Below are 16,483 nucleotides of genomic sequence, written 5' to 3' on the forward strand. Positions count from 1 at the left end.
GTGCCGGCAGTGGAACAACAAAAACAATCACTGTGAGGGATACCGGTATGTCAGAGAACGTTCAAACCCTGGAAGCCGTGCGCAGCGCGGGCACCAGTCAGGAAACCCAGAAAGTCATCTTTGCCTCGTCCCTCGGGACGGTCTTCGAGTGGTATGACTTTTTCCTCTATGGCGCCCTCGCGGCGGTGATCAGCAAGCAGTTTTTCGCCGGGGTCAATGACACCACGGCGTTTATCTTTGCGTTGATGGCCTTCGCCGCCGGCTTCATCGTGCGGCCGTTCGGCGCGCTGGTGTTCGGTCGGTTGGGGGACATGATCGGGCGCAAGTACACCTTCCTCGCCACCATCGTCCTCATGGGCCTGGCGACGTTCTGCGTCGGGCTGCTGCCGACCTACGCCAGCATCGGCATCGCCGCGCCGATCATCCTGGTGGTGCTGCGCATGCTCCAGGGCCTGGCCCTGGGTGGTGAATACGGCGGAGCCGCGACCTACGTCGCCGAGCACGCGCCCATCGGCAAGCGCGGCTTCCACACCAGCTGGATTCAATCCACCGCGACCCTGGGCCTGCTGCTGTCGCTGCTGGTGGTGCTGGGCTGCCGTTACTTCACCGGCGATCAGTTCGAAGTCTGGGGCTGGCGCATTCCGTTCCTGTTTTCCATCGTGCTACTGGGCATCTCGACCTGGATTCGCCTGAGCCTGCATGAATCGCCGGCCTTCGTGAAAATGAAAGAAGAAGGCAAGTTGTGCAAACAGCCGATTCGCGACTCCTTCGGCAAGTGGGAAAACCTCAAGGTGGTGTTGATCGCCCTGTTCAGCATCAATGCCGGGCAAGCGGTGACCTTCTACGCCGCGCAATTCTACGTGCTGTTCTTCCTCACCCAGTTCCTGAAAATGGACCCGGCCGTGGCCAACGGTTTGCTGATCGTCAGCGTGACCATCGGCGCCCCCTTCTTCATTTTCTTTGGCTGGCTGTCGGACAAGGTCGGGCGTAAACCGGTGCTGATGATCGGCCTGCTGCTGGCCACCGCCCTGTACTTCCCGATCTTCAAGACCCTGGCCCACTACGCCAACCCGGCCATCGACCAGGCCAGCCGCCAGGCACCGATCACCGTGATGGCCGACCCGGCCACCTGCACCTTCCAGTTCGACCCGGTGGGCAAGGCGAAATTCGACAGCCCGTGCGACAAGGTCAAGACCTTCCTGGTCAAGCAGGGCCTGCCGTACCAGAGTGCTGTCGCACCGGCCGGCAGTGACGTGCAGGTGAGCGTCGGTGACGTGAAGATCGACGGGTTCGACGAAGCCGCCCTGCGCGGTGCCGTGACCCTCGCCGGTTACCCGCAACAGGCGGACATGCAGCAGATCAACAAGCCGATGATCGTGGCGCTGATCGTCGCGCTGATCATCATCTCCGCGATGTGCTACGGCCCGCTGGCGGCGTTGATGGTCGAACTGTTCCCGACCCGCATCCGCTACACCTCGATGTCCCTGCCCTACCACATCGGCAACGGCTGGTTCGGCGGCTTCCTGCCGACCGTGTCGTTCGCGTTGGTGGTGTACACCGGGGACATCTTCTACGGGCTGTGGTATCCGGTGGTGATCACCGGGGTGAGCCTGGCGGTGGGAATGATTTGCCTGCGTGAGACGCGCAACGTCGATCTCGATAAAAACTGACCTGACCTGTCATTGTAGGAGCGAGCCTGCTCGCGATGGACTCGAAAGCGCCGCGTTTAACCACTAAACACGCGTTTTCGTTAACGACCATCGCGGGCAGGCTCGCTCCTGCAGGGGTTTTGCAGCGTCAGAAACGGGCCTTGACCGATACCATGAAGTTGCGTGGATCACCGTAGTAATTGCCAAAGGTCTCGGTACCAATGGTGGCGTAGTAACGCTTGTCGAACAGGTTGTTGCCGTTGAGCGCAACAGACCAGGTGTCGTCGATGCGATAGCCTATGCGGCCGTTCCAGACGGCATAACCCGACTGGCTGATCTTTTTTGCACTGTTGGGTGAAACCCGAAAGTTATCGCTCTGCGCGTTGACGCCGGCACCAATGCTGAACCTTTCAAGAGACCCGCTCAGGGTGTAGTCGCCCCACATGCGCAATACATGCCGAGGCACATAGCTGTTGAACGCAGCGCCGTTCAGACTCGTGTCGATGTCATCCAGGGTCTTGGTCTGGGTGTAGGTGTAACCCGCCAGCAATTGCAATCGCTCAATGACTTCACCGCTGATTTCCGCCTCGAAGCCCTGGGCCCGGACCTTGCCGGCATTGACGTAGCAATAGCCGTCAGAGGATGGGCAAGACGAGTTGTAGTCGGTTTGCGCCTGGTCTTTCTGGATCGTGCGAAACAGATTGAAAGAGCTGTTCAAGCGACCGTCGAACCATGCCCCCTTGATCCCCAGTTCATAGCTCTGGCCCACCAGAGGCTTGAGGGTCGAGCCGTCTTCGGCCCGCAAGTTACCCTGGGGCGTGAAGATTTCCGCATAGCTGGTATAGGCCGTGAGGTTTTCATTGAGGTCAAGCAACAGCCCGGCAAAAGGTGTGACCTGCCCCGTTTCCTTGGTGCTGGCGTGTTCGGACGTACCCGAACTGATGAACACCGAATCGGTATCGGAGCTGTACCAGCTGACGCGGCTGCCAATGACGAAGGTCAACGGTTCCGCCAGTTTCAGGCGCAAGGTCGAGTAAGCCCCCTTCTGTTTGGTCACGCTATCGACCGGACCGCCACGAGACGAGTTGTCGATGAAGAAACTGTCGTCCGGCTCCGGAATATGTTTGTCGGGATTGAACACATTTTGCCGTTGCGGCAGAAACGCCACCGAGTAGAAGTCGTCCTTGTTCGAACGACTGGCATTGAAACCCACCACCAGTTCGTGTTGCAGGCCGAACCCATCGAACTTGCCATCCACGTAGGCGTCGAGGCCGTAGTCGACTTGATCGTAGTCGTACATGCTGCCCAGCACACCGGTGGTATCCACGCCAGGCGTTACCGCCCCGGAGGCGAACGCGTATTTGATGTCCTGGGTGTTTTTTGTGTAAACGCTGGCGACTTTCAATGCCCAGTCTTCGTTGATCTGGTGTTTGAGATCGCTGAAGACCGTGGTGCGTTTACTGCGCCAGGTGTTCCACGACGGATCGAGGCAGGTTGAACGACTGAGCTTGAGGTCGCTGCCATCCTTGTAGCGCGGCAACCCGCCCCAGCACGGGTTGGCGTCGACATCTTCATAGGCCAGGCCCACCCCGAGCGTGGTGTCCGGGCTCAAGTCGACATCGAGCGCGCCGTAATACACCTGGTCCTTGCGACTGGCATCGTCGATAAAGTAATGCCGGCTCTGCTCCGCAATCACGGCGCGGCCGCGCAGGGTGCCCGAATCGTTCAGTGGGCCGCCGGTGTCGACCTGTGCGCGATAGTTGTCGTAACTGCCGCCCGACAAGGTGATCTCGGTGTGAGGCGTCGCTTGCCCGCGTTTGCGCACGAAGTTCACCCCGCCCGCCGTGCCGCCCGCGCCTTTCATCATGCCGGCGGCACCGCGCAGGATTTCTACCCGGTCGTAATACGCCATGTCCCCGCTGAAACTGTCGGCCTGAACGTAGAGGTTGCCCATGTCCAGTGGCACGCCGTCGTACTGGTACTGGCCGGACATGCGGAAACCGCGCGAGTAAAAGTATTTGCCGCCCATGGTCGAATCGTAGACGGTGATGCCCGGGGTCTTCTCCATCACTTGATCGATGGTGTTGAGGTTCTGGTCATCGAGCATCTTGCGGGTCATCACCGTCACCGATTGCGGTGTTTCCCGCAGGGAGTGTTCGCCTTTGCCGATAGTGATCGCTCCGGTGGTGTACGACCCGCTGTTCTCGGTCGTCGCGCCCAGTTCCTGTCCATTGATGTTGGTGGCGCCCAGTTCCAGCGCCGAACCGGACACAGGTGCTGCCCGCAGGATGTAAGTACCGTTGCCCTGGGGCTCGGCTTGCAGGCCGCTGCCACCGAGTATCCGTGCAAAGCCTTCACTGACACCGAAAGAGCCTTTCAGCCCGGGGGAACTGAAACCGTCGGTCTGCCGCGCATCGAACGAAATGGCCGCGCCTGCCGCGCTGGCAAAACGACTGAGCACTTCAGTCAGGCTGCCGCCGGCGATATCGAAGGATTGAACCGAACTCTGTTGTTGCGCCGGCACCGGCGCGGCGTACGTTGCAGCAGACCATAAACCGGTTGTCGTAGCCGCCAATAATCCGAACTTCACCGCGGTCGCCAGACGACCAGACTGGTACACCCGAAACATGCTTACCCTCCCCCAAACGATCAATAAAAACTCATTGGGGGATGAGCCGAACAATGCGCATGAATAGTGCAATGGAGCAGAAATTATTTTTATCGGCGTCGCGGATTAACCCGTAGCACCACCGGAAACATTGACCCAATAGCGGCTGTAGCGGGTGACACGCAACGACAAACCACTCTCCAGCGCTGCCAGCGCCAAGTCTGTGTCGTCAATCGGAAAAGAACCGGAAACCTTCAGGTCGGCGATGCTCGAATCGCAGCGCAGAACCCCCCTGCGATAGCGCGAAAGATCGGCCAGCAACTCGGCCAAGGGGCGGTTGATCGCGATAATGCTGCCCTGACGCCACGCCCCGACCGAGGCATCGCTCGATTGCATTGCACCCAACCCGGCAGGACCGAAGGCCATGCGTTGACCAGCCTCCAGCCGTGCCTTCGATGGTGACACGCTCACCTCTACGGCCTTTTCCAGCACCGCCACTTCGCTGCCGCGTCCCTGGGAGCGGACGATAAACCGCGTGCCCAACGCCCGGACCTCGCCATCTCGAGTGACAACCTTGAACGGCCGCTGCGCCGGGTCGATGGCGGTCGAAACGAGAATTTCCCCCGCCAGCAACTCCAGCACCCGCTGCCGGCCATCGAAACGCAGATTGACCGACGTCTGGGTGTTGAGCAGCAGCGAGCTGCCATCGGCCAGGCGAAATTCCCGGCGCTCGCCGACACCTGTGCGGTAGTCGACGAACAGGTCCCGGGTTACCTCACTGCGCCAGCCCAACCACCCGAGGGAGCCCGCCGACGCCAGCACCAGCACGCTGCGCAGCACCTGGCGACGGGACCGATCGGCTCCGCGCAAGGCCGGCGCAGCCAGTGCACCCGGAACCCGAGCCATCTGCTCACCGACGTCGGTCATGCGCTGCCAAGCCTGGTGATGCCCAGGATCAGCCGCCAGCCAGGCGCGCCAGGCCACCTGATCGGCATCCGTTGCAACACCGGAGTGAAGCCGCGCGTACCACTGCGCGGCGCTGCTGATCGCTTTCAGTTCGGCGGGCGACAGGCTCATGCGAGCTGCAACTGGATTTGCATCAGACAGCAATGCTCCATGGCCTTGGCCATGTGGTTGTTTACCGTACGCACGCTGACGCCCAGGCGCTCGGCGATCTGTGGGTAGGTCAGGCCATCGAACTGCGAGAGGATGAAACTCTGCTTGATCTTCGGCCCCAGTCCTTGCAGCAACCGATCAATCTCCATCAGTGCTTGCAGCAAAATCGCCTGTTCCTCCAGCGATGGCTGTTGCCGTTCGGGAGTGGCGGCCAACGCTTCAAGATAGGATTGCTCCAGCGAGCGGCGGCGAAACAGATCAATCAACAGCCCCTTGGCGATCATCGACAGATAAGGCCGCGGCTCGCGGATCTCCAGTGCGCTGCGTGCCTTGATCACCCGGACAAAGGTGTCCTGCGCCAGGTCCGCGGCATCGAACGCGTTCCCCAGACGCTTGCGCAGCCAGCCATGGAGCCAACCGTGATGGTCGCAATACAGGTCGTTGACGGCGCTGCGCAGGGATAAATCGTTGGCGGACATGAGAGTGGAATAATTCGCGAGTGATAATGACTCGCATTGTCATATTTGTAACAGCTGATTGGCAATAGCCATGGGGGGGCAATCCAGAATGTCCAAGTGAGCAGAAGGACATTCCGGAATTTGCCGATCTGGGGGATAACCGTTGAATCGTGACTGTCTTATCGCTTGAAAACGACAATCAAACCTCGGCATCAAGCAGCTCGAACTTCACTTGATCCGGGTAGAACGCCACGTACTCTCGAATCTGTTCGACAGATATCTTGGGGTTTTCGTAACTCCACACCGCGTTGGCGCTTTCATGCCCCGGCACCTGCAGGCTGAAATAGCTGGCATCGCCCTTGTAGGGGCAATAGCTGGTGTGGTCGGTGCGGGCGAAATACTTCTCGTCGATGTCCTCTCGCGGCACGTAGTACACCGGCGGGTAGTTGGCCTCCAGCAATACCAGGGCCCGCGCCGAGGCGGCCACTTGAATGCCGTGAAATTTTACCAACAGACAGCCAGGCTGCTCGGCGATGGTGATGACAGGGCTAGGACCGGAGCTTTTCATGGAAAACGTTCCTCATGACGGTAATGGACCTGCAAATCGATGTGGCAGCGTGGCTTGCCCGCGATGGGCTGCGCAGCAGCCCCCAAAACCTGAAACCACGATTTATCAGGTATAACCCAAGTTTTACCCTCGCGACTGCTTCGCAGCCGAACGGGAGCGACACACAAACCTGTACATCCATACAGATAAAGATTGCTCCATCGTTCATCAAGCGCCATTCTGTGCATCTCCGGCACATTGATCGACGATGGTGGTTATGCGGCTGTACCTCTGTGAAAAACCTTCCCAGGCCAAAGACATTGCAGCAGTCCTCGGCGCCCGGCGCCGGGGCGATGGCTGTTGGCTGGGAACGGACGTCACGGTGACCTGGTGCATCGGCCACTTGCTGGAAACCGCACCGCCGGATGCCTACGACGCGCGCTACAAGCGCTGGGTGCTGGCCGACCTGCCGATCATTCCCGAAAAATGGAAAATGACCGTCAAGCCGCGCACCGCCAGCCAGTACAAGGCGGTCAAGCGCCTGCTCGGTGAAGCGTCCGAACTGATCATTGCCACGGACGCCGACCGCGAGGGCGAGATGATCGCCCGGGAACTGGTGGAGCATTGCCGCTATCGCGGGCCGATCCGCCGGCTCTGGTTGTCGGCGCTGGACGATGCGTCCATCCGCAAGGCCCTCGCGGCCCTCAAACCGGGGAACGAGACCTTCAGCCTCTATCACTCGGCCCTGGGGCGTTCCCGGGCCGACTGGCTGATCGGCATGAACATGAGTCGGCTGTTCACCCTGCTGGGGCGCCAGTCTGGCTATCAAGGCGTGTTGCCGGTCGGCCGGGTGCAAACGCCGACCTTGCGCCTGGTGGTGGATCGCGATCGCAGCATCGCCGACTTTGTGCCCGTCCCCTATTGGGCCATCGACGTGCAACTGCTGCACAACGGCACCGCGTTCACGGCGCAATGGCGTGCGGCATCCGAGCTTTGCGACGACCAGGACCGCTGTCTGAATCAGGCATTGGCGCAACAAGCTGCGGCCGCCATGAGCGGCGCGGCCAGTGCGCGGGTGATCAAACTGCGCACCGAACGGATGCGCGAAGTGGCCCCGCTGCCGTTCGACCTGGGTACCCTGCAGGAGGTCTGCTCAAAGAAACTCGGCCTCGGCGCCCAGGAAACCCTCGACATTGCCCAGGCGCTGTACGAGACCCACAAAGTCATTACCTATCCGCGCAGTGATTGCGGCTACTTGCCCCTGAGTCAGCACAGCGAGGCAACGGCCATTCTGGCGGCGTTGCGCCAGGCCGATCCGGCGTTGAACGCCTTGCACGATCACCTTGATCCGCAGCGGCGCTCACGGGCCTGGAACGATGCCAAGGTCAGCGCGCACCACGGCATCATCCCCACGGCTGCGGCGAAGAACCTCGAACGTCTGGCGGGCAAACAGCGTGCGGTCTACACCCTGATCCGCGCCCGATACCTGGCGCAGTTCCTGCCCAATCACGAATACGACCGCACCCAGGCCGATTTCGACTGCGCCGGCGAGGCCTTGCGCGCTGTCGGCAAGCAGATCATCGAGCCGGGCTGGAAACGCGCCCTGCCCGAAGCACTGGCTCCGGCCAAGGGGCGCGAAGCCCCGGCACCGCAGACTCTGCCCAACCTGGCCGAAGGCATCGACTGCGCAGTGGCCGGCGTGCAATTCAAGGACCTCTGGACGCAACCGCCAAAGCCGTTTACGGAAGGCGACCTGATCAAGGCCATGAAGAATGTCGCCAAACTGGTGCAAGACCCGCTGCTCAAGCAAAAGCTCAAGGACACCACCGGCATCGGCACCGAAGCGACGCGTGCGTCGATCATTCAGGGCCTGCTCGACCGTGGTTATCTGGTCAAGAACGGCAAGGCCCTGGCCGCCACGCCGGCCGCGTTCAGCCTGATCGACGCCGTACCCCGGGCCATCGCCGATCCGGGCACCACGGCGATCTGGGAGCAGGCGCTGGACATGGTGCAAAGCGGGGAAATGAGCCTGGAAGAGTTCGTCACCAAACAGGCGGCGTGGATGAGCAAGCAGGTCAGTCGCTGTGCCGGCCTGAGCCTGACCATCAGCGGTCCACCGCCCGGCGGGCGCGCCGCAACTCCATGGAAGAAAAAGCGCAAGAGCGCCCCGCGCAAACCATCGAGTGGCACCAGGCGCGGGGCAAAGCCGGCAAGCAAAACCTGAACCCGACAGTGAACCTTGTGGCCAACCATAATCAAGGGTGTACCTGCCCCGGCGTAACTGGAGCCAACCCGTATGCCTTCAATAGAACTGCACGCCGCCCAACGCGATGAACTGGAAACCATCGAGAACCTGATGCAGTTCTATACCTACGACTTCAGCGAATGGTTACCGCTGAAACTCGGCGAATACGGTTTCTTCAACATCCTGCCCATGCCCGACTACTGGCGAAACCCGGCCACCCGCCCCTTCCTGATCAAGGTCGACGGTGAACTGGCCGGCTTCGTGACCGTGGATAACCAGGTCCATCTACCCGGCGCCGACTACAACATCGGCTACCTGTTTGTCAGTCGACGCTTCCGTGGCCAGGGTGTCGCGCGATTTGTCGTTTCCACCCTCTTGAGTCAATTCCCCGGTCAATGGCAGATTTTCCATATCGAGGCGAATCAGCCGGCGCGCCTGTTCTGGGCCGCCGTGATGCCGGGGCTCAACGTTGCCGGGCTCACCTTGCATCAGCAGGTGGTTGACCGCTATCCCTGCACTTTTTACCGCTTTGAGTGTCCGCCTTTGTCGTCCTGACCGACACACCTTCGACTCCACCCGCTAATTCCCAACAGCTTTGTCCGACAATATGTAGTGACTAAAAATATTCACTACAAAACCGTTGACGCCTCCGATTTGCCCTTGCATGATGCAGACGTCTCCCCGATCGGGAGTACAGGCAACACGTTTGAGCAAGCTCGTCTGACCGCCGAGCTGTTTTTCCCGGATACACGCTGCCCACAAGGCAGATTGAAGAAGCTGACCTGGCCTGAACGTCCAGTACAAGGGCGAGAAGTCTTGGCGAGCAATCCTCATGAAGCTTGTGGCCGACCCTGAAAATGTCGGCAGTGGCCTTAAGGTTTTCGCCGCTTCTCTTCGTTGTGACGCTATTGCGTAGCAGTTATTCAACACGACTACATGCAACAGACGCAGGACCCCGCCCGATAAGGCGGTCGAACGCTGACGTCCTGGTTTCGGTGCCAGGGATCAACTAACCGATGGGCTACCTGTATTAGCGAATCAACTTTGAAAGATCACCAATTGGTCAAGGGGCTTTATGATGAATCTGAACAATCAACCAACTATCGATGAACTGGCTCGTATCTTCGCTGCAAAGAAAGACAGCCACGACAACCATATTCTCTGGATCAGCAAGTGTGGCCAGGTTCATATCGACTGCCTGTCGCCGCACGCCCATGAAGCAGAGTTCGACCAGAACAACCAGAACCTGCTCGCCCGACTGAAGATGTACCGTCGCGGCCAGGGCTATGTCGGCAAGAAGGCCGCGGCCGACAAGGACTTCATCGGTAATGTTCTGCAAACCCTGAAACAGGCCTGGGCCTCGATGCAGAACCAGAACGAAGTTCGGGTGATTGACCGGTTCTACTGATTAAGATGAGTCATTACTGACTTATTGATAAACAAGGCCTGCTCCCGATAAGGAGCAGGCTTTTTTATGCTGGAATAAAAATCAACTGTGGGAGCGGGCTTGCAGCGGTCACAAGTTCCGCCATCTCAGCGTTTGACGCCCAGATCGACCTGGGTCATGCGACTACGAATGGTGAACACGCCATCACCCGAGAGAATCGCACTGCGAGCAAACAGGCGCCCGCTCTCCCAGTTCGAAAGCCCCAGTTCCGGCTTGTTCAACGCGTACTGGCCGTCGACCCAACGGGTGATGCCGTTGCCGACAAAAGGCGCGTTGACCGCGTTGTAGAAGCGCTCCTGAGCCTCGGCACTTTCACTGATCAATGACACGGTGAATTGCGGGCTGTAGCGATTAAACAAGGTAATGGCATCGTCCAGGTTGTCGACGATCTTCAAGCTGACTTCCGGGGTTTCTTCCCACTCCCATTCACGGCCCAATTGGTCTTCCGGCAACGGCTCGGCCTGCGCCTCGCTCTGATAGCCTTCGGCACGGTATACCTGGACCGTTGCAGTCAGCCAGTCTTGCGGCAGGTGCGACTCGCTGCCTTCAACGATATGCAGCTTGCAGCCCTGGCCCCGTGCGGTGCCGGCCTGCTTGAGTGCGTCGAGGAACAGCGGCACCAGTTCAGCGGCGCGGTCGCGGTGAATCAGGCAGACGTTCAGGGTGTTGCAGACCTTGCGGTCCAGGGAGTTGCGCACCACGGCGGCAAAGCGCGGGGCGTCGGCATCGGTGTTGGCGATCAACCAGGCGCCACCGGTGCCGTGCAGGCTGACCGCCGTGCCAGCCTGCTGCGCGATGCTCCCCAACTGGCTGACGGCGCGACCCGAACCACGGGCCACTGCCAATGACAGGCGCCGGTCAGCGAACATCGCCCAACCGGCGGCGTGGTTGACACTTTCCACCAGCGACACGGCACCGGCCGGCAAACCGGCGTCGCTCAGCGCAGGGTTCAGTGCATGGGTGACGATCGCCTGGGCGGTGCCCAACGCATCACTGCCAATGCGCAGCACGGCGGTGTTGCCGGTGCGCAACACACCGGCCGCGTCGGCAAACACATTCGGCCGGCCTTCGAAGACGAACGCGACGATGCCCAGCGGCGAGACCACTTGCTCGACTTTCCAGCCATCGTGTTTGACGCAACTGATCACCTTGCCACGACTGGCCGGTGCATCGCGCCAGGCGCGCAGGCCGGCGATCATGTCGCGACGCATACGCTCATCGGCCAGCAACCGGGTGGTCGAGCGACCGCGCGCCTTGGCCCGCTCGATGTCGGCCAGGTTGGCAGCTTCGATCAAGGCCCAGCACTGCGCGGTTTCCAGGCGTTGGGCAAACAGGTCGAAGAAGGCGCTGATGGCTTGATCGGACACTGCCGACAGCGCGGTGAATGCCGCCTGGGCGCGCTCGATCGCGACGTTGGCCGCTTGCTGGTCCGCCACGGGGATCAGCAGCAACTCGCCGCTGACCTGCTCCACCAGCAGGTGGTCACCGGGCTGGAAGCGTTGCGCCAGTTCGGGGCTGACGACAGTGACACGATTACCGGCGAAAGGGATTGGCGTGCCAGCGACTAGACGTTCGAGCGCAAGAGACATGAAGCGGTTTCACCATGCAGGGGGCGGCCAGAAAATGTATAGCAATTTCCCCGGAGCGTCACGCTTCGCACCGGCGATCCCCTGTGGGAGCGGGCTTGCTCGCGAATACGGTGTGTCAGCCACATTGATGGCGCCTGACACACCGTATTCGCGAGCAAGCCCGCTCCCACCCTGGTTGTGCATTGGATGAAAAACCCCATGGTTACGTATCTCAGTGTATACAGCCCCACCCCAGACACACCCCGCACTCAAAACCCCGCCACAACGACACACCGCAGATACACCCCTTTGATGAAATACGCCTGTCGATTGGCCAAGCCGATCAAAGCGCTCAACTCTCGGGGGTATGCCGTTGCCCCGCCGCCCAGACCTGAAAGAGAACTACGCCCATGAACACTTCCGTTTCTTCGGCCGTCAAAGGCCTGCACCTGAACCTCGACCGTGCCGGCGACTGGGTTGCCCCCCTGGCACTGCGGGTGTTCCTCGCCTGGGAATTTTTCGAGTCCGGCCTGGAAAAATTCAACGGCCAGAATTGGTTCGCCGATATCCAGGAGCGCTTCCCGTTTCCGTTCGACCACCTTCCAGCGACGCTGAACTGGGAACTGTCGATGTGGGCCGAACTGATCTTCGCCTTGACCTTGCTGGTGGGCCTGGGCACACGTTTTTCGGCGCTGAGCCTGATGGTGGTGACCCTCGTCGCAACCGCCGCTGTCCATTGGCCCGCCGACTGGCACAGTCTCAGTGAACTCGCCCAAGGCTATGCCATCAGCAACAAGGGTTACGGCAACTTCAAGCTGCCTTTGATCTATCTTGTGGCCCTCACGCCGCTGTTGCTGTCGGGTGGCGGTAAGCTCGGCATCGATGCGCTGCTGGCGCGTTGCTTCTGGCGACGCTGAAACGACAGCTGCAACGCCGACAAACAAAAAGGGGACTTCCATGAAGTCCCCTGTTTTTTTTCCCCGGAACTAACCCATCACCTCTTCCAGCCCGGTCTGTTCCGCCAGCTTTGGATGCGCGCTGCGCTCATGCACATGGGATTGCGGCGTGCGGTCAATCAGCAGGCTCAGCAGTTCCGGGCGGCTGTAGTGTCCACGGGAATCCATCATGCGCTTGCGCTTGTCGATCAGGCCCATGTCGAGGTCGGCGATCACCTCGCCCTCACCTTCATGCAACGAACCCAGCACCGAGCCATCCGGGCTGATGATCGCGGTGTAGCAACCGCCGGAGATCGGACCGATGGCGCAACCGGTGTCGGCCATGATCTGCGCCTGTTGCTCGGGGTACAGCCACGCCGTGGAGTTGACCACAAAGCACGCGGCCTCCAGAGCATGCTGACGAATGCTGACTTCCATTTGCGAGGCGAACAGCGGACCTGCAAACGACCCCGGGTACATGGCCGCATGGATCTGTTCGCCATCGGCCATCAAGGCATAACGGGCCAGCGGGTTGAAATGCTCCCAGCAGGCCAGTTGCCCGATGCGCCCTACCGCGCTGTCGACGGCCCGCAGGCCTGAGCCGTCGCCCATGCCCCAGATCATGCGCTCGTGGTAGGTCGGGGAAATCTTGCGGCGACGCTGGATCAGCGAGCCGTCGGCATCGAACAGCAACTGCGTGTTGTACAGCGTGCCGCCATCGCGCTCGTTGACGCCGATGGACACGACCATCCCCGCTTGCCTGGCCGCAGCGCCGATGGCATCGGTGGCGTGCGAAGGCACGGTGACCGCCTGGTCCAGCAGCTTGAGGTGTTCGGCGGCCATTTCGAATGGCGACTGCACGTAGGAAAAGTACGGGTAGTACGGCACCACGGTTTCCGGGAATACGGCAAATTGCACACCTTGCTCGCCGAGTTCGAGAATCTTCTGCACCACTTTGTCGACGGTGCCTTCTCGGCTGTAAAGAACAGGGCTGATTTGTACGGCGGCGGCTTTGACGAGGGTCATGGCGGTGATCTCATTGAGGGAAAGGTTTCAACGAGATAAATATTACGTAAATAATATTAAGACCTGAATGTCGTATACACCACCTTTCAGGACATCACGATTCAGCCCCGACTGGCACGCTGAATCACCTGCGGCGGCTGCCCGAACGCACGAATAAAAGCGCGGCGCATCCGCTCCCGGTCACCAAAGCCGGTGTCCGTCGCTACCGCATCGATAGAGTGCCGTCCGGTTTCCATCATCAACCGGGCCGACTCCACCCTCAGGTTTTCGATGGCCTTGGCCGGAGACTGGCCGGTTTCGGCATGAAACACCCGGCTGAATTGCCGAGGGCTGAGATTGGCCGCACTGGCCAGCTCCTCGACCGACAGCGCGGACTTGAGATTCTGCCTGGCGTAATTCAGCGCGGCCTGTATGCGATCGGTCTTGGGGGCCAGCTCCAGCATCACCGAAAACTGCGACTGCCCGCCGGAACGCCGGTGATACACCACCAATTGCCGCGCCACCTTGCGTGCAACGTCGATGCCCAGATCGTTCTCCACCAGGGCCAGCGCCAGATCGACGCATGCGCTCATGCCGGCAGCCGTCCAGACGTTGCCGTCGTTGATGAAGATCCGGTCTTCCTCGACCTTCACGTTCGGGTACGCCTTGCGAAAGGCCGACACATGCGCCCAGTGGGTGGTCGCCCGCCGACCATCAAGCAAACCGGCCTGGGCCAAGGCAATCGCCCCCGTGCAAATCGAACCCAGACGCCGGGTGCCGTGGCTGGCGCGGCGCAGAAACTCCAACATGCCCGGCGTGGTCGGGCGGATCAGATTGTCGCCCAGGACCAGCAGCGTATCGAACGCGCGCTGGTCGAACGCTTCGGTCTGCACTGCAAAACCGGCGGACGTTTGCACCAGGCCACCCGGCTCGGACAGCAATGCAATGCGGTACAACGGCTCGTCGCCGGCGCTATTGGCCAACTCGAAGGCGGCACACATGGCCAGGCCCAGAACCTGGAAGCCGGGGTAAACAATGAGTCCGATCTGGTGCATGGCGATATGCCCCTAAACGTGGCATGCCTGATTTTCAGGCCAGAAGACTTGTACTCTAACCCGAACAGCAGGCGCCGGGCATCAGGGCGGAGCACCTCGCGCATCGGCCGATAGCGACGGATAATCAGGTGGTTTCTATCCCACCGAGGAATTGCAGGATGTCACTGACTCTTTATTTCCATCCGCTCTCGTCGTTCTGCCACAAAGCGCTGATCGCTCTCTATGAACTGGGAATCGAGTTTGAAAAAAGGGCCATAGACCTGGGCAACGAGGCTGACCGGGCCGAGCTCCAAGCGCTGTGGCCGATCGGCAAGTTTCCGGTGCTGCGCGATCACGCCCGGCAAAAGGATGTGCCGGAGTCGAGTGTGATCATTGAGTACCTGGACCGGCTTCATCCCGGTCAGGTGCATCTGGTTCCGGACGACTGGGAAACCGCGCTGGAGGTGCGTCTGTGGGATCGTTTTTTCGACCTGCACATCCAGGTGCCGATGCAGAAGATCGTCGCTGACAGAATCAATGCCGCAAATGGCGACCTGACCCGCGAACGCGCCGCGCTAATGACGGCGTACGGCATGCTTGAACGTCAGCTGACGGCAAGAACCTGGGTCGCCAGCCCCGCGTTCAGCATGGCCGACTGTGCCGCCGCCCCGGCACTGTTCTACGCCAGCACCCTCGTACCCTTTCCCGGCGATCATCGCCACTTGAGTGCTTACTTCGACAGGTTGACCCAAAGGTCCTCGGTCAAGCAGGTCATCGACGAGGCAAGGCCGTATTTTTCCTGGTACCCGTTTGCCGAGGCCATCCCGGAGCGCTTTCGGTAGTGACGCCAGCGCGACCGGGGAACGGGAGGCAAAAACCAACGAATCGACGAGTCGACGAATAATAACCGTCGGTCGAGTGTTATCTGATTATGCAGGAATAAAAAAATGGCAGGGGCGGCTGGATTCGAACCAACGCATGGCAGGATCAAAACCTGCTGCCTTACCGCTTGGCGACGCCCCTGTATCTGTTGCGATGAGTGCCTGGCACTCGCTTTCTTGAGTGGCAACAAGACCTGTTGCCTGCTCTCGCGGCTGGTTCCCTGAGGGCCGCTGCAAGAGTGGGCGCAAATTTACCAACTTTTTCCTCGTCTGGGAAGCCCAAACAAAAAAAATTGTTCATTAAAACAGGCGCTTAGTGTTGAGCCGGATCTCGGGGATTTATCGGCGCACATTCAGCCCGAACAGCTCTGCTACGCTTTTCTTTACTCGAATTGAATCGGGAATCGTTTATGCAACACCCTTCCCTTGCCATTTGAGGGCGCCAAAAGTGAAAGGCAAATTAATGGGGGCCGCTGCAACCCTTCTGGTACTCGGGACCGCGGTTTATGGGTTGAACACCTGGGAACACATCCAGAACCAGCGACAGGAAGCGGTCTGCAAGGCCGCTCGGGAGCACCTGAATGACCTGGAAACCCAAGCGCGAGCCTTGGCCTCCGGGTTGACGGTCGAAGCCTATGCCGAAGCCGAAAAAGCCGAGGCCGGCCAGTTGGTCCTGGCACTCGATACCGCCAGGAATGAAGCCGAGGTCGATGCCGTCATCGACAAGCACGCCGCTGCCATCGAGGCGCAGATAACGGCCGAGGAGGCTGAGGTCCAGTCCCGAGGCGAACAACCCTTCCTCGGTCAGGAACTGAAAAGGCAACGCATCCCGACCGACGTCAAACAGGAATTCAAACGAGCTGAAAAGGCCGTCGCCGATACCTGTAAATAGTGTCGACCGCCAGCTCCAGGTTTATCGTCAGCGTCTGGAATTCAGCAAAAGAGGTTTCAGGCTGGAACAGGTGAGCGCGCCGTTGCGGCGCACTCACC

14 protein-coding genes and 1 tRNA gene are annotated in these 16,483 nt (G+C 60.2%); 7 read left to right on the forward strand and 8 right to left on the reverse strand.

The features are described from left to right. Window positions 1-47: 47 nt before the first annotated feature. Window positions 48-1,670 carry an MFS transporter gene (locus PSJE_RS25090; RefSeq protein ID WP_090454944.1) on the forward strand — a complete coding sequence of 541 codons (1,623 nt, stop codon included), beginning with the start codon at window positions 48-50 and terminating at the stop codon, window positions 1,668-1,670. Window positions 1,671-1,797: 127 nt separating this feature from the next. Here PSJE_RS25090 and PSJE_RS25095 read toward each other — a convergent pair whose 3' ends face one another. The 4 genes from PSJE_RS25095 to PSJE_RS25110 all read right to left on the reverse strand — a co-directional run bounded on the left by PSJE_RS25095 (window position 1,798) and on the right by PSJE_RS25110 (window position 6,399). Continuing rightward, entirely contained in the window at window positions 1,798-4,278 is a 2,481-nt protein-coding gene (locus tag PSJE_RS25095; RefSeq protein WP_090454943.1) for a TonB-dependent siderophore receptor, read from the reverse strand. Between the two features lie 105 nt (window positions 4,279-4,383). Further along, window positions 4,384-5,334 (reverse strand): FecR domain-containing protein, encoded by a 951-nt coding sequence (locus tag PSJE_RS25100; protein WP_090454942.1) that lies wholly within the window; start codon window positions 5,332-5,334, stop codon window positions 4,384-4,386. Next, entirely contained in the window at window positions 5,331-5,852 is a 522-nt protein-coding gene (locus PSJE_RS25105; protein WP_057715235.1) for a sigma-70 family RNA polymerase sigma factor, read from the reverse strand. The genes PSJE_RS25100 and PSJE_RS25105 overlap by 4 nt, the downstream gene beginning before the upstream one ends. A 178-nt stretch (window positions 5,853-6,030) precedes the next feature. After that, a complete protein-coding gene (locus PSJE_RS25110) occupies window positions 6,031-6,399 on the reverse strand; it encodes a DUF427 domain-containing protein (protein WP_090454941.1) in 369 nt (122 codons plus the stop codon). Window positions 6,400-6,655: 256 nt separating this feature from the next. On the opposite strand from PSJE_RS25110, the gene PSJE_RS25115 reads away from it, so the two are divergent. The 3 genes from PSJE_RS25115 (at window position 6,656) to PSJE_RS25125 (ending at window position 10,031) form a co-directional block, all read left to right on the forward strand. Beyond that, on the forward strand, window positions 6,656-8,602 hold the full coding sequence (locus PSJE_RS25115) for a DNA topoisomerase III (protein ID WP_057716625.1): 1,947 nt from the start codon (window positions 6,656-6,658) through the stop codon (window positions 8,600-8,602). 72 nt (window positions 8,603-8,674) lie between these two features. After that, window positions 8,675-9,178, forward strand: a complete 504-nt coding sequence (locus PSJE_RS25120; protein ID WP_090454940.1) for a GNAT family N-acetyltransferase — start codon at window positions 8,675-8,677, stop codon at window positions 9,176-9,178. Between the two features lie 523 nt (window positions 9,179-9,701). Next, window positions 9,702-10,031 (forward strand): hypothetical protein, encoded by a 330-nt coding sequence (locus PSJE_RS25125; protein WP_032829393.1) that lies wholly within the window; start codon window positions 9,702-9,704, stop codon window positions 10,029-10,031. A gap of 125 nt (window positions 10,032-10,156) precedes the next feature. Here the strand turns inward: PSJE_RS25125 and PSJE_RS25130 are convergent, their stop codons facing one another. Then, on the reverse strand, window positions 10,157-11,659 hold the full coding sequence (locus PSJE_RS25130; RefSeq protein WP_090454939.1) for an aldehyde dehydrogenase family protein: 1,503 nt from the start codon (window positions 11,657-11,659) through the stop codon (window positions 10,157-10,159). Window positions 11,660-12,048: 389 nt separating this feature from the next. Here PSJE_RS25130 and PSJE_RS25135 point away from each other — a divergent pair, with 389 nt between their 5' ends. Then, a complete protein-coding gene (locus tag PSJE_RS25135; RefSeq protein ID WP_090454938.1) occupies window positions 12,049-12,555 on the forward strand; it encodes an HvfX family Cu-binding RiPP maturation protein in 507 nt (168 codons plus the stop codon). A 69-nt stretch (window positions 12,556-12,624) separates the two neighbouring features. Here the strand turns inward: PSJE_RS25135 and PSJE_RS25140 are convergent, their stop codons facing one another. Both PSJE_RS25140 and PSJE_RS25145 read right to left on the reverse strand, forming a co-directional pair. Next, on the reverse strand, window positions 12,625-13,599 hold the full coding sequence (locus tag PSJE_RS25140; RefSeq protein ID WP_057715240.1) for a nitrilase-related carbon-nitrogen hydrolase: 975 nt from the start codon (window positions 13,597-13,599) through the stop codon (window positions 12,625-12,627). Window positions 13,600-13,700: 101 nt separating this feature from the next. After that, window positions 13,701-14,633 carry a GlxA family transcriptional regulator gene (locus PSJE_RS25145; RefSeq protein WP_057715241.1) on the reverse strand — a complete coding sequence of 311 codons (933 nt, stop codon included), beginning with the start codon at window positions 14,631-14,633 and terminating at the stop codon, window positions 13,701-13,703. Window positions 14,634-14,791: 158 nt separating this feature from the next. Here PSJE_RS25145 and PSJE_RS25150 point away from each other — a divergent pair, with 158 nt between their 5' ends. Then, a complete protein-coding gene (locus PSJE_RS25150; RefSeq protein WP_090454937.1) occupies window positions 14,792-15,454 on the forward strand; it encodes a glutathione S-transferase family protein in 663 nt (220 codons plus the stop codon). 106 nt (window positions 15,455-15,560) lie between these two features. On the opposite strand, the gene PSJE_RS25155 is transcribed toward PSJE_RS25150, so the two are convergent. Beyond that, a tRNA-Gln gene (locus PSJE_RS25155) sits at window positions 15,561-15,635 on the reverse strand. Between the two features lie 321 nt (window positions 15,636-15,956). Here PSJE_RS25155 and PSJE_RS25160 point away from each other — a divergent pair. Continuing rightward, on the forward strand, window positions 15,957-16,385 hold the full coding sequence (locus PSJE_RS25160; RefSeq protein WP_057715243.1) for a hypothetical protein: 429 nt from the start codon (window positions 15,957-15,959) through the stop codon (window positions 16,383-16,385). The last annotated feature ends 98 nt before the right edge of the window (window positions 16,386-16,483 follow it).

This window comes from Pseudomonas jessenii (genome assembly GCF_002236115.1).
GTDB lineage: Bacteria > Pseudomonadota > Gammaproteobacteria > Pseudomonadales > Pseudomonadaceae > Aquipseudomonas > Aquipseudomonas jessenii.

What these genes read in the sequence shown, in the direction of transcription:
- PSJE_RS25115 (WP_057716625.1), top strand. Translation starts at nt 6,656, where the DNA reads ATGCGGCTGTACCTCTGTGAAAAACCTTCCCAGGCCAAAGACATTGCA.
- PSJE_RS25145 (WP_057715241.1), bottom strand. Translation starts at nt 14,633, where the DNA reads ATGCACCAGATCGGACTCATTGTTTACCCCGGCTTCCAGGTTCTGGGC.
- PSJE_RS25100 (WP_090454942.1), bottom strand. Translation starts at nt 5,334, where the DNA reads ATGAGCCTGTCGCCCGCCGAACTGAAAGCGATCAGCAGCGCCGCGCAG.
- PSJE_RS25125 (WP_032829393.1), top strand. Translation starts at nt 9,702, where the DNA reads ATGAATCTGAACAATCAACCAACTATCGATGAACTGGCTCGTATCTTC.
- PSJE_RS25105 (WP_057715235.1), bottom strand. Translation starts at nt 5,852, where the DNA reads ATGTCCGCCAACGATTTATCCCTGCGCAGCGCCGTCAACGACCTGTAT.
- PSJE_RS25150 (WP_090454937.1), top strand. Translation starts at nt 14,792, where the DNA reads ATGTCACTGACTCTTTATTTCCATCCGCTCTCGTCGTTCTGCCACAAA.
- PSJE_RS25130 (WP_090454939.1), bottom strand. Translation starts at nt 11,659, where the DNA reads ATGTCTCTTGCGCTCGAACGTCTAGTCGCTGGCACGCCAATCCCTTTC.
- PSJE_RS25090 (WP_090454944.1), top strand. Translation starts at nt 48, where the DNA reads ATGTCAGAGAACGTTCAAACCCTGGAAGCCGTGCGCAGCGCGGGCACC.
- PSJE_RS25135 (WP_090454938.1), top strand. Translation starts at nt 12,049, where the DNA reads ATGAACACTTCCGTTTCTTCGGCCGTCAAAGGCCTGCACCTGAACCTC.
- PSJE_RS25160 (WP_057715243.1), top strand. Translation starts at nt 15,957, where the DNA reads ATGGGGGCCGCTGCAACCCTTCTGGTACTCGGGACCGCGGTTTATGGG.
- PSJE_RS25110 (WP_090454941.1), bottom strand. Translation starts at nt 6,399, where the DNA reads ATGAAAAGCTCCGGTCCTAGCCCTGTCATCACCATCGCCGAGCAGCCT.
- PSJE_RS25140 (WP_057715240.1), bottom strand. Translation starts at nt 13,599, where the DNA reads ATGACCCTCGTCAAAGCCGCCGCCGTACAAATCAGCCCTGTTCTTTAC.
- PSJE_RS25095 (WP_090454943.1), bottom strand. Translation starts at nt 4,278, where the DNA reads ATGTTTCGGGTGTACCAGTCTGGTCGTCTGGCGACCGCGGTGAAGTTC.
- PSJE_RS25120 (WP_090454940.1), top strand. Translation starts at nt 8,675, where the DNA reads ATGCCTTCAATAGAACTGCACGCCGCCCAACGCGATGAACTGGAAACC.